The 13,729-nt window shown below is 77.7% G+C and carries 1 protein-coding gene (only partly in view); it reads right to left on the bottom strand.

The window, feature by feature from the left end:
- Window positions 1-13,729: the start of a type I polyketide synthase gene (locus ACZ6Z8_RS11490; protein ID WP_465609148.1), read on the bottom strand. It extends 14,597 nt beyond the left edge of the window; the window shows 13,729 of its 28,326 coding nt (coding positions 1-13,729); the start codon lies at window positions 13,727-13,729; its stop codon lies off the left edge, out of view.

Here is a 13,729-nt window from a genome sequence, read left to right as displayed (position 1 = left end):
TCTCCTCGATGGTCAGCAGCTCGATGACGGCGGCGGTGTGCACCACGGTGCGCACGGGGCGGCCGTCGGCGGCCAGGGCGTCGAGCATCCGGGCGACGGCGTCCCGGTCGGTGAGGTCGCAGGCGACCATCGCGGCCTCGCAGCCGAGGGCGGCGAGTTCGGCGAGCAGCTCGGCGGCGCCGGGGGCGTCCGGGCCGCGGCGGCTGGTCAGCACGATCCGCTCGGCGCCGTCGGCGGCGAGCCGGCGGGCCAGGTGCGGGGCCAGGGTGCCGGTGCCGCCGGTGATCAGGACGGTGCCGCGCGGCGCGGGGGCCGCCGGGCGGGCGGTCGCCGGTTCGGCCCGGACGATCCGGCGGGCGTACGCGCCGGACGGGCGGATCGCCACCTGGTCCTCGGCGGAGCCGGCGAGGGCACCGGCCAGCACGGCGGCGAGCCGTTCGCCGCCGCGTTCGTCGAGCCGTTCGGGCAGGTCGATCACGCCGCCCCAGCGCTGGGGGTGTTCCAGCGCGGCGGTCCAGCCGAGGCCGTGGACCTGCGCCTGCACCGGGTGGGCGAGCCGGTCGCCGCGAACGGCGGCGACGGCGTCCCGGGTGAGGCACCACAGCGGGGCGTCGCGTCCGGTGTCGCCGAGGGCCTGGATCAGCGCGAGGGTGAGCGCGAGGCCCTCGGGCAGCGCCGGGTGGCGCTCGGCGGGCCGTTCGGCGGTGGCGAGCAGGGAGACGATCCCGGTGAGTTCGGTACCGTCCAGGGCGGCGAGCCGCTGGGCGAGCCGCTGCCGGTCGGTGCACTCGCCGTCCAGGACGAGGTGCTCGATCCGGGCGCCGTGGGCGGTCAGCGCCTCGACGACGTCCTGTCCGGCCGCCGGCTCGGTGCCCGGCTCGGTGCCGGGGGCGGTGTCCGGCGCGGTGGTGACCAGCAGCCAGGTGCCGTCCAGCCGCGCGGCGGCGGCGGTGGCGGTGGCGGTGCCGGTGGCGTTGCCGAGCGGCTTCCAGGCCGCCCGGTAGCGCCAGGTGCCGAGGGTGGAGCGGTCCCGGCGGCGCCGGTGCCAGTCGGACAGCGCGGGCAGCACCGGGGCGAGCGCGCCGCTGTCGATGCGCAGCCGGGCGGCCAGCGATTCGACGTCGGCCTCCTCGACGGCGCTCCAGAACTCGCCGTCCTCGGGCTCCCCTCCGGGCCGCGGGGCGACGGCCCACAGGTGCTCGTGCTGGAAGGCGTAGGTGGGGAGCGGGACCGGCCGGGCCCCGGCCAGCAGGCCGGACCAGTCGGCCCGGGCACCGCGGACGAATGCCTCGGCGAGCGAGCCGAGGAACCGGGCCGTGCCGCCCTTGTCCCGGCGCAGGGTGCCGACGGCGGCGGCCCGGCCGGCGCAGTCCTCGGCGGTGGCCTCGATGGCCATGGTGAGCACCGTGTGCGGACTGACCTCGATGAACATGTCGTGGCCCTGGGCGATCAGTTCACGGATCGCGGGGTCGAAGCGCACCGGCTGCCGCAGGTTGCGGTACCAGTAGTCGGCGTCCAGGGCGGTGGTGTCCAGGGCGGTGGTGTCCGGGGCGCTGGTGTCCAGCTCGCCGGTGACGGTGGAGTGGAACGGCACCTCCGCGGCGCGCGGGCGGATCGGGGCGAGGGCCGCCACCAGTTCCCCGGCGAGCAGTTCGACCTGGGCGGAGTGCGAGGCGTAGTCGACGCTGATCCGCCGGGCGCGTATCCCCTCGGCCTCGAACTCGGCCATCAGCGAGTCGAGTTGCCCGGCCGGTCCGGACACCACGACGGTCCGCGGGCCGTTCACGGCGGCGATGCCCAGCCCGTCGCCGTGCCGGCGCAGCCGCTCCTCGGCCTCCTCGGCCGGCAGCGGCACCGAGACCATCCCGCCGGAGCCGGCCAGGACGCGGCCGATCAGCCGGCTGCGCAGGGCGACCACCCGGGCGCCGTCCTCCAGGGAGAGCGCCCCGGCGACCACGGCGGCGGCGACCTCGCCCTGGGAGTGCCCGATCACCGCGTCGGGGTGCACCCCGTGGGCGCGCCACAGCGCGGCCAGCGCCACCATCACCGCGAAGGTGGCCGGCTGCACCACGTCCACCCGGTCCAGGCCGGGCGCGCCGTCGGCCTGCCGCAGCACGTCGAGCAGCGACCAGTCGACGTGCGCCGACAGCGCGGCCGCGCACTCGGCCAGCCGTTCGGCGAACACCGGTGACTCGTCGAGCAGTTCGGCGGCCATGCCGGCCCACTGGGAGCCCTGGCCGGGGAAGACGAAGACCGTCCGGCCGGTGCCCTCGGCGAGGCCGTGCACGGTGTTGGGCGTGGAGGCACCGGCGGCGAACGCGGCCAGACCGGCGCGCAGTTCGGCCGGGTCGGTGCCGAGCACCACGGCGCGGTGCTCGAACAGCGTACGGGTGGTCAGCAGCGCGTGTCCGACGTCGCGCGGGCACGGGCCCGGCTCGGCCTCCAGGTGTTCGGCCAGCCGGGCGGCCTGGGCGCGCAGCGCGGCGGGCGTACGGGCGGAGAGCACCCACGGGACGGGGCCGCCGGCCGGGGCGTCCGGGGCCTGCGGGAGCGCCGGGGCCGGGACGGCCGCCGGGGCTTCCTCCAGCAGGACGTGGGCGTTGGTGCCGCTGATGCCGAAGGAGGAGACCGCGCAGCGGCGGGTCCGTTCGCCGGCCGGCCAGGCCACCGGTTCCTGGAGCAGGGCGACGGTGCCCGGGGTCCAGTCGATGTGCGAGGAGGGCTGGTCGGCGTGCAGGGTGCGCGGCAACAGTCCGTGCCGCAGCGCCTGGACCATCTTGATCACTCCGGCCACGCCGGCCGCCGACTGGGTGTGGCCGAGATTGGACTTCACCGAGCCGAGCAGCAGCGGGCGCTGAGGGTCGCGGTCGCGCCCGTAGGCGGCCTGGAGCGCCTGGGCCTCGATCGGGTCGCCGAGGGCGGTGCCGGTGCCGTGCGCCTCGACGGCGTCGACGTCGGCGGCGGTGAGCCCGGCGTTGTCGAGGGCCTGGCGGATGACGCGTCGCTGGGAGGGCCCGTTGGGGGCGGTGAGGCCGTTGGAGGCGCCGTCCTGGTTGATCGCCGAGCCGCGGATCACGGCGAGCACCGGGTGGCCGTTGCGCTCGGCGTCGGAGAGCCGCTCCAGCACCAGGACGCCCACGCCCTCGGCGAGGGTCATCCCGTCGGCGGCCTCGGAGAAGGCCTTGCAGCGGCCGTCGGCGGCCAGCGCGCGCTGACGGCTGAAGGCGATGAAGGCGTTCGGGTTGGTCATCACGGTGGCACCGCCGGCCAGCGCGAGGCTGCTCTCGCCGCCGCGCAGCGACTGGCAGGCCAGGTGCAGGGCGACCAGCGACGAGGAGCAGGCGGTGTCGACGGTGACGGCCGGGCCTTCCAGGCCGAGCAGGTAGGCGAGCCGGCCGGAGAGCACGCTCGGGCTGGTGCCGGTGACGGCGTGCCCGGCCGAGCTGTCGTCCATGCCGAGCCCGTACTCCTGGTACGTGGATCCGATGAACGTGCCGGTGGCGCTGCCGTGCACCGAGGTCGGGTCGATGCCCGCGGACTCGAAGGCCTCCCAGGTGGTCTCCAGCAGCAGGCGCTGCTGGGGGTCCATCGCGAGGGCCTCGCGCGGGGAGATGCCGAAGAAGGCGGCGTCGAACTCGCCGGCCTGGTGCAGGAAGCCGCCGCGGGTGGAGTAGGTGCGGCCGTTGGCGTCCGGGTCCGGGTCGTAGAGTCCGCTGTCCCAGCCGCGGTTGTCCGGGAACTCGGAGGTGGCGTCCAGTCCCTCGGCGACCAGCCGCCACAGCTCCTCGGGGCTGGCGGCGCCGCCGGGGAAGCGGCAGCCCATGCCGACGATGGCGATCGGCTCGGCGGGATCGGCCACGGTGGTCCGGCGGTCCGCCGTCTCCGCCTCCACGCCGAGCAGTTCCTCGCCGAGGAACGTCGCCAGGGCGAGCGGGTTGGGGTGGTCGAAGGCCAGCGTGCTGGGCAGCGACAGCCCCGTCAGGGCGGCCAGCCGCTTGCGCAGCTCGACGGCGGTCAGCGAGTCGAAGCCGGCGTCCCGGAAGGCCCGCTTCTCCGGCACCCCGTCGGCGGAGCCGTGGCCGAGGACCACGGCCGCCTCGCGGCGCACCAGGTCCACCAGCAGCCGCTCCCGCTCCGGGCCGGCCAGTCCGCGCAGCCGGCGGGCCAGGTCGGTGGCGGCGCCGGTGTCGGCGGCGGAGGTCCGGGCCAGTGCCCGGACCTCCGGGATCTCGTCGAACAGCGCGCTGGGCCGGGCGGCGGTGAAGACCGGGGCGTAACGCTCCCAGTCGACGTCCGCGACGGTCACCGCGGCGTCCTCGTGGACGATCGCGCGGCGCAGCTCGGTGAGCGCGCTCTCCACGGCGAGGAGGCGCAGCCCCTGGCGGCGCAGGCCGTCGGAGACCGCCTCGTGGGCGGCCATCCCGGCGCCCGCCCACGGGCCCCAGGCGATCGAGGTGGCGGTCAGGCCGCGCGCCCGGCGGTTCTCGGCGAGCGCGTCCAGGTAGGCGTTGGCGGCGGCGTAGGCGCTCTGACCGGCGCTGCCCCAGATCCCCGCGACGGAGGAGAACAGGACGAAGAAGTCCAGGTCGTGGTCGGCGAGCAGGGCGTCGAGGTGGGCGGCGCCGTGCAGCTTGGCGGCGGTGAGGCGGTGCAGTTCCTCGGCCGGGGTGTCGGCCAGCGGGGCGGCCTGGCCGAGGCCGGCGGCGTGCACCACGCCGGTCAGCGGGTGCTCGGCCGGGACGGCGGCCAGGGCCGCGGCGAGCGCGTCCCGGTCGGCCGCGTCGCAGGCCAGCACGGTGGCGGTGGCGCCCAGCTCGGCCAGTTCCGCGACCAGTTCGGCGACCCCGGGCGCCTGCGGGCCGCGGCGGCCGGTCAGCAGGAGGTGCCGGGCGCCGGCCCGGGCCAGCCAGCGGGCCGTCTCGGCGCCGAGGGCGCCGGTGCCGCCGGTGATCAGCACGGTGCCGTCGGCGGTGAACTCCTCGGCCCGGGGCAGCTCGTCGACGGGGTGGCGCACCAGGCGGCGGCCGTACACGGCGGTGCCGCGCAGCGCGACCTGGTCCTCGCCGCTGCGGCCGCCGCCGCCTGCCAGGACGCCGACCAGGCCCTGCACGGTCGGCGCGTCCAGCACCGGCGGCAGGTCGACCAGGCCGCCCGGCGCCTGCGGCCGCTCCAGGGCGGCCACCCGGCCGAAGCCCCAGGAGGCGGCCTGGACGGGGTTGGTGAGCGGGTCGGCCGGTCCGGTGGAGACCGCGCCGCGGGTGACGGTCCACAGCGGGACGGGCGAGCGGAGGTCGCCCAGGGCCTGGGCGAGCACGGCGCCCAGCGCCAGGCCGGCCGGCAGGCCGGGCCCGGGGGTGGGCCGGTCGGCCAGCGGGAGCAGCGACAGGATTCCGGCCGGTTCGCCGCACCCGTCGATCCGGCGGGCGAGTTCGGCCCGGTCGTGACAGGCCTCGTCGAGCACCAGCCGTTCCAGCCGGGCGCCGTGGCCGCGCAGCGCGGCAAGCAGCTCGGCGTCGTCCACGCCCTCGGCGGTGACCACCAGCCAGCTGCCGTCGAGCACCGGCGCGGCGGTGGGCCGGACGGGCTGCCAGCGCACCCGGTAGCGGGCGGCGTCCAGCAGGGTCTTCTCGTGCCGGGTGCGGCGCCAGTCGGCGAGGGCCGGGAGCAGGGCGTACAGGCCGGCGTGCTGTTCGTCGCGCAGACCCAGCAGCCCGGCGAGTTCGGCGGCGCTGCCGCGCTCGACGGCTCCCCACAGGGCGGCGTCGGCCGGGTCGGCGGCCGGGGCGACCGCGCCGGGCTCGGCCTCGGGCCAGTAGCGCTCGTGCTGGAAGGCGTAGGTGGGCAGTTCGACGGGCCGGGCGCCGGTGCCGGCGTACAGGGCGGCCCAGTCCGGGGCGTGGCCGCGCACGTGCAGGGCGGCCAGGGCCCCGGCGGTGGAGCGTTCCTCGGGGCGGCCGGCCCGCAGCAGCGGGACGGCCGTCACCGCGGTGTCGCCGGCCAGGACGTCCTCGGCCAGTGCGGACAGCACGCCGTCGGGGCCGAGTTCCAGGAAGGTGACGGCGCCGGCCGCACGGGCGGTGCGCACCGCGTCGGCGAAGCGCACGGCCTGCCGGACGTGCTCGACCCAGTAGTCCGGGGAGCGCAGTTCGGCTTCGGTGGCGGCTCGGCCGGTCGTGTCGGAGACGAACGGGATGCGCGGCGGGTGGAACTCCAGGGCGGCGACGGCCTCGCGGAACTCCGCCAGCATCGGTTCCATCAGCGGCGAGTGGAAGGCGTGCGAGACGGCCAGTCGCTTGGTCCGGCGGCCCTCGGCGGCGAACTCGCCGGCGATCCGCAGGACCTCGTCGGCCAGGCCGGAGAGCACCACGGCCCGGGGGCCGTTGACGGCCGCGAGGGCGACGCCCGGCACCAGGCGGGGCAGCACCTCCTCCTCGGCGGCCTCGACCGAGACCATGGCGCCGCCCTCGGGCAGCGCGTCCATCAGCCGGGCCCGGGCGGCGACCAGCGCGCAGGCGTCGGCCAGGGTGAGGACGCCGGCGCAGTGCGCCGCGGCGACGGCGCCGATCGAGTGGCCGAGCAGCAGGTCGGGCCGCACGCCCAGGGAGTCGAGCAGGCGGAACAGCGCGACCTCGACCGCGAAGACGGCGGGCTGGGCCCAGCCGGTCCGGTTCAGCAGCTGCTCGTCGTCGCCGTGCAGGACCTCGCGCAGCGGGCGCTCCAGCCGGGGGCCGAACTCGGCCAGCACCTCTTCCAGGGCCTGGGCGAACACCGGGAAGCGCTCGGCGAGTTCGCGCCCGGCGCCGAGGCGCTGGGCGCCCTGGCCGGCGAACAGCAGGGCGAGCCGCCCGCCGCCGCTCTCGCCCGCGACCAGCCCGGCGGCCGGCTCACCGACGGCCAGCGCGGCCAGGGCGGCGAGCAGTTCGTCCCGGTCGGCGCCGACGGCCACCGCACGGTGGCCGAATGCGGAGCGGGTGGTGGCGAGCGCGAGCCCGACGTCGGCCGGGCGCAGCCCGGGGCGGGCGGTGACGAAGGACCGCAGCCGGGCGGCCTGGTCCCGCAGCGCGGCGGGGCTGCGCCCGGCCAGCGGCCAGAGCAGGACGGGCTCCGCGACGCCCGGGACGGACGGCGCGGTGACGGCGGCGGGAGCCTGTTCCAGGATGACGTGGGCGTTGGTGCCGCTGAAGCCGAAGGAGGAGACGCCGGCCCGGCGCGGACGCCCGGTCTCCGGCCAGGGGGTCTCCTCGGTGAGCAGCTCGACCGCGCCCTCCTCCCAGTCCACGTGGGAGGACGGCTCGGCGGCGTGCAGGGTGCGCGGGACCAGGCCGTGCCGCATGGCGAGCACGGTCTTGATCACCCCGGCGACACCGGCGGCGGCCTGGGTGTGGCCGAGGTTGGACTTCACCGAGCCGAGCAGCAGCGGGAGTTCGCGGTCCTGGCCGTAGGTGGCCAGCAGTGCCTGGGCCTCGATCGGGTCGCCGAGGGGGGTGCCGGTGCCGTGCGCCTCGACCACGTCGACCTCGCCCGCGGTCAGCCCGGCGTTGGCGAGGGCGGCGCGGATGACGCGCTGCTGGGACGGCCCGTTGGGGGCGGTCAGCCCGTTGGAGGCGCCGTCCTGGTTGACCGCCGAGCCGCGCACCACCGCGAGCACCGGGTGCCCGTTGCGCCGGGCGTCGGAGAGCCGCTCCAGCACCAGCACGCCGACGCCCTCGGACCAGCCGACTCCGTCGGCCCGGTCGGAGAAGGCCTTGCAGCGCCCGTCCGGGGCCAGGCCGCGCTGCCGGGAGAACTCGATCAGCGAGGTCGGGGTGGACATCACCGTGACGCCACCGGCCAGCGCGAGGGTGCACTCGCCGGTCCGCAGCGCCTGCATCGCCCAGTGCATGGCGACCAGCGAGGAGGAGCACGCGGTGTCCACGGTGACCGCCGGACCCTCCAGGCCCAGGGTGTAGGAGACCCGCCCGGAGGCGATGCTCGGCGAGGTGCCGCTGCCCTGGTGGCCCTCGAACCGGCCGCCGGCCAGCAGCGCGGAGTAGTCGTTGTACATCACGCCGGCGAAGACGCCGGTGCGGCTGCCGCGCAGCGCGACCGGGTCGATCCCGGAGCGCTCCACCGCCTCCCAGCAGGCCTCCAGCAGCAGTCGCTGCTGGGCGTCGGTGGCCAGCGCCTCGCGCGGGCTCATGCCGAAGAAGGCCGGGTCGAAGTCGGCCGCCTCGTGCAGGAAGCCGCCGAACCGGGTGTAGCTGGTGCCCAGGTGGTCCGGGTCCGGGTGGTAGAGCGCGTCCAGGTCCCAGCCGCGGTCGGTGGGCAGCCCGGAGACGGCGTCGGTGCCCTCGTGGAGCAGCCGCCACAGGTCCTCGGGCGAGGCGACGCCGCCGGGGTAGCGGCAGCTCATGCCGACGATGACGATCGGGTCGGCGGCGTCGGCGGCGCGTACCGGTGCCGGGGCCGCCGGGGCCTGGGCGCCGGTCAGTGCGTCCAGCACGTGCTCGGCCAGCGCGGCCACGGTCGGGTGGTCGAAGACCACGGTGGCGCGGATCCGCAGGCCGGTCGCGGCACCGAGCCGGTTGCGCAGTTCGACGGCGGTGAGCGAGTCGAAGCCGAGGTCCTGGAACGGACGCCGCGGGTCGACCTCGGCCGGGTCGGCGTGCCGCAGCACGGCGGCGACCTCGGCGCGGACCAGCTCGACGGCGGCCTCGGTGCGGGCCCGGGCGTCCAGCCCGGCTAGCCGGCGGGCGAGCGTCCCGGCCGCCTCGGTGGCGGCCGCGGCGGCGCGCCGGGCGGGGGTGCGGATCAGTCCGCGCAGCAGCGGGGGTACTTCCCGGCCGGCCCGCAGCACGGGCAGGTCCAGCCGGACGGGCAGCAGCACGGCCTGCGGCCGGGTGAGCGCGGCGTCGAACAGGGCGAGGCCGTCGGCGGCGGACAGTGCCGGGGTGCCGGCCGCGGCCAGCCGGTCGAGGTCGGCGGCGGTGAGGCCGCCGGTCATCCCGCCGGTGGGCGCCCACGGCCCCCAGCCGAGCGACTGGGCGGGCAGTCCGGCGGCGCGGCGGTGGTGCACCAGTGCGTCGGCGAAGGCGTTGGCGGCCGCGTAGTTGCCCTGGCCGGGCGCGCCGGCCGTGCCGGAGAAGGAGGAGAACACCGTGAAGGCGGCCAGGTCGAGGCCGCCGGTGGCCCGGTGCAGGTGCCACAGGGCGTCGGCCTTGGGCCGCAGGACGGCGGCGAGCCGCTCGGGCGTCAGGGCGGTGACCACCCCGTCGTCGAGCACGCCGGCGGCGTGCACGACCGCGGTCAGCGGGTGCTCGGCCGGAACGCCGGCCAGCAGCCGGTCCACGGCCGCCCGGTCGGTCAGGTCGCAGGCCTCGACGGTGACCTCGGCGCCGGACTCGGTGAGAGCGGCGGCCAGTTCGGCGGCGCCCTCGGCCCGCGCGCCACGCCGGCTGACCAGCAGCAGGTGCCGGACGCCGCGCTCGGCCACCAGGTGCCGGGCCAGGACGGCGCCGAGCCCGCCGGTGCCGCCGGTGATCAGCACGGTCCCGGCCGGGTCCCACCCGGCCCCGGCCGGCTCCTGGGCCGCCCCGGAACGTTCCCCGGGCGCACCGGCGACGGCGCCGGCCCGGGCCAGCCGGGCCGCGAGCACGCCGCCGGCCCGGACCGCCAGCTGCGGTTCGTCCCCGGCGAGCGCCGCCTCGGGCAGCGGGCCGCCGGCCGGATCGAGGTCGACCAGGCCGAACCGGCCCGGGTGCTCGGCCTGCGCGGAGCGCACCAGGCCCCAGACGGCGGCCGCGGCCGGGTCGGTGACCTCCTCGTCCGCCCCGGTGCTGACGGCGCCGCGGGTCACGAAGACCAGCCGGGCGTCCTGCGTCGCCTCGTCCGCCAGCCACGCCTGGAGCCGGGCCAGGGCCCGGGCGGTCAGTTCGTGGGCCGCGCCGACCGGGTCGGCCGGGTCGCCCGCGAGCGGCACCAGCACCACCCCGGCCGGCCCGTCCCCGGCGGGCGGCAGCGTCCCGAGGCCGAGCGGGTCCGGCCCGTCGACCGCCACCGCGGCCGGCACCGGCGCCCCGCCACCGCGCGGACGGGCCCAGCGCAGCTCGAACAGCGCCTCCGCCGAAGGGCCCGCGCCCGCGCCCGCACCGTTCGGCAGCGCCCGCAGCACCAGCGCGCCGACCGAGGCGACCGGGCCGCCCGAGGCGTCGGCGACCGCGACGGCGACGGTGTCCTCTCCGGTCGCCGAGAGCCGCACCCGGACGGTCGACGCCCCGGCGGCGTGCAGGCTGACGTCCTGCCAGCAGAACGGCACCCCGCCCGGCACCAGGAAGCCCGCGGCGTGCAGCGCCGCGTCCAGCAGGGCCGGGTGGATGCCGAACCCGCCGGCCTCTCCGCGCACCGCCTCCGGCAGCGCGACCTCCGCGAACACCTCCTCGTCCCGGCGCCAGGCGGCGGTCAGCCCGCGGAAGGCGGGCCCGTAGCGGAAGCCCGCGCCTTCCAGCCGCCGGTCCAGGCCGTCCGGGCCGGTCAGGTCCAGCGGCTCCGCACCGGCCGGCGGCCAGGCGCCGGACTCCCCGGCCGGACGGTGCTCGTCCACGGCCAGCAGGCCGTCGGCGTGCTGGGTCCAGGGGGCGTCCTCGTCCCCCTCGGGACGGGCGTAGATCCCGATGCCGCGCCGCCCGGTGGCGTCCGGCCGCCCGACCCACACCTGGACCTGCACGCCGCCCTGCGCGGGCAGCGGCAGCGGCGCGGTGAGGGTGAGTTCCTCGACCCGGTCGCAGCCGGTCTCGTCGCCCGCCCGCACCGCGAGCTCCAGGAACGCGGTGCCGGGCAGCAGCACGGTGCCGGCCACGGCATGGTCGGCCAGCCACGGGTGGGTGCGCAGCGACAGCCGGCCGGTCAGCAGCAGACCGTCGGTGTTGGCCAGCGACACGGCGGCGGCCAGCAGCGGGTGGTTGGCCGAGCCGAGCCCGGCCGCCCGGACGTCGCCGGTGCGGGCGAGCGCGCTCTTCGGCCAGTACCGGCGGTGCTGGAAGGCGTAGGTGGGCAGGTCGACGTGGCGGGCGGTGCCGGTCCCGGCGAAGTAGGCGTCCCAGCGGACCGGCACGCCCCGGACGTGCAGTCCGGCGAGCGCCTCGGTCAGTGCCTCGGTCTCGTCCCGGCCGGGGCGCAGCGCCGCGAGGGCGACGGCACCGTCGGCGGCCGACCCGTCGAGGCAGGTCTGGGCGAGCGCGGCGAGGGTGCCGTCCGGACCGAGTTCGAGGAACGTCGCGGTGCCGTGGGCCGCGAGCCGGTCGACGGCGTCGGCGAAGCGGACGGTCCGGCGGGCCTGGTCGGCCCAGTAGCCGGCGGAGGTGAGCTGTTCGACGGTGGCGGGCGCACCGGTGAGCGTGGAGACGACCGGGATGACCGGCGCCTGCGGCGAGAGCCCGGCGACGACGGTGCGGAACTCGTCGAGCATCGGGTCCATCAGCGGCGAGTGGAAGGCGTGCGAGACCCGCAGTCGGCGGACCTTGCGCCCGAGTGCCTCGAAGTGCGCGGCGACGGCCTCGGCGGGCGCGCTCGCGCCGGCGACGACCACGGCCCGCGGGCCGTTGACGGCGGCCAGCGCCACGTCCTCGCCGAGCAGCGGCCGGACCTCGTCCTCGCCGGCCTGGAGCGCGATCATCGCGCCGCCCTCCGGCAGCGCCTCCATCAGCCGGGCCCGGGCGGCGACCAGGGCGGCGGCGTCGGCGAGCGAGAAGACCCCGGCGACGTGCGCGGCGGCGATCTCGCCGACCGAGTGGCCGGCCACGAAGTCCGGGGTGACGCCCCAGGACTCCAGCAGCCGGAACAGGGCGACCTCGATCGCGAACAGCGCGGGCTGGGCCTGTCCGGTGCGGTTGAGCAGGTCCTCGTCGGCGCCGAGGATCACCTCGCGCAGCGACGGGCCCGGCCGGTCGCCGAGCGCGGCCAGCGCCTCGTCCAGCGCGGCGGCGAACACCGGGAAGCGGGCGGCCAGTTCGCGGCCCATGCCGAGGCGCTGGGCGCCCTGCCCGGCGAACAGGAAGGCGAGCTTGCCGCGGCCCTGGACGGTGCCCCGGACCAGCCGTCCGTCGCCGGTGCCGGCGGCGAGCGCGGCGAGGGCGGCGGCCGCCCCGGCCCGGTCGGGAGCGGTGACCACCGCGCGGTGCTCCAGGGCGGCCCGGGTGGTGGCGAGGGCGCGGGCCAGCTCCGCGTCGGAGCCGGCCGGGCCGGACTCCAGGAAGTCCCGCAGCCGCTCCGCCTGGGCGCGCAGCGCCTCCGCGGTCCGGCCCGAGACCAGCCAGGGCAGCGCCCCGGAACCGGCTTCGGCCTCGGCCTCGGCCTCCGCCTCGACCTGGCCCTGGATCAGGCCGTCCGACGCGTCCGGGGCCCGGACCTCCGGGGCCTCCTCGATGATGACGTGAGCGTTGGTGCCGCTGAGGCCGAAGGAGGAGACCCCGGCGCGGCGCGGTTCGGCGCCCTGCGGCCAGGGGGTCGCCTCGGTGAGCAGCCGGACCGCCCCGGACTCCCAGTCGACGTGCGAGGACGGCGCGTCCACGTGCAGCGTCCGGGGCAGCAGGCCGTGCCGCATCGCCAGCACCGTCTTGATCACCCCGGCCATGCCGGCCGCCGCCTGGGTGTGGCTGAGGTTGGACTTCACCGAGCCGAGCAGCAGCGGCGCCTCCCGGTTCACCCCGTAGGTGGCGAGCAGCGCCTGCGCCTCCACCGGGTCGCCGAGCACGGTGCCGGTGCCGTGCGCCTCGACCACGTCGACCTGGTCGGCCGAGAGCCGGGCGTTGCGCAGCGCCTGCTCGATCACCCGTTGCTGGGAGGGGCCGTTGGGGGCGGTCAGGCCGTTGGAGGCGCCGTCCTGGTTGACGGCCGAGCCGCGCAGTACGGCCAGCACCCGGTGGCCGTTGCGCCGGGCCACCGACAGCCGCTCCAGCACCAGCACGCCGACCCCCTCGGACCAGCCGGTGCCGTCGGCGGAGTCCGCGAAGGACCGGCAGTGGCCGTCGGCGGCCAGCCCGCCCTGGCGGGCGAACTCGACGAAGGTCGTGGGGGTGGACATCACCGTGACGCCCGCGGCCAGCGCCAGGCCGCACTCCCCCGCCCGCAGCGACTGGGCGGCCAGGTGCAGGGCGACCAGCGAGGAGGAGCAGGCGGTGTCCACGGTGACCGCGGGGCCGACCGCGCCGAACACGTACGAGAGCCGGCCGGAGATCACGCTGGTGGCGTTGCCGGTCAGCACGAAGCCCTGGACGTCGTCGTCCGGGCCGGTGCGGTAGTCCTGCGGCATGGCGCCGACGAAGACGCCGGTCCGGGTGCCGCGGATACCGGTGGGATCGATGCCGGCCCGCTCGAACGCCTCCCAGGCGGTCTCCAGCAGGACGCGCTGCTGCGGGTCCATGGACAGCGCCTCGCGGGGCGAGATGCCGAAGAAGCCGGGGTCGAAGTCGGCGGCGCCGCGCAGGAAGCCGCCCCGGACGTCGGTCGGGCCGTCGGCCGGGTCGAGCTCCCAGCCGCGGTCGGCCGGCAGGCCGGTGATGCCGTCCCGGCCGTCGACCAGCATTGCCCAGAGGTCCTCCGGGCTCGCCACCCCGCCGGGGAAGCGGCAGCCCATGCCGACGATGGCGATCGGTTCCCGGGCGGCGGCCTCCAGTTCGTCCACCCGCTGCCGGGAGCGCTGGAGATCCGCGCTGGCCCGCTTGAGGTAGTCCCGGAGCTTCTGTTCCTTGTCCAT

Source organism: Kitasatospora sp. NPDC101108 (assembly GCF_055584725.1).
The sequence above is the reverse complement of the archived record's forward strand: the minus strand, read 5'-3'. Positions and strand labels throughout refer to the sequence as shown.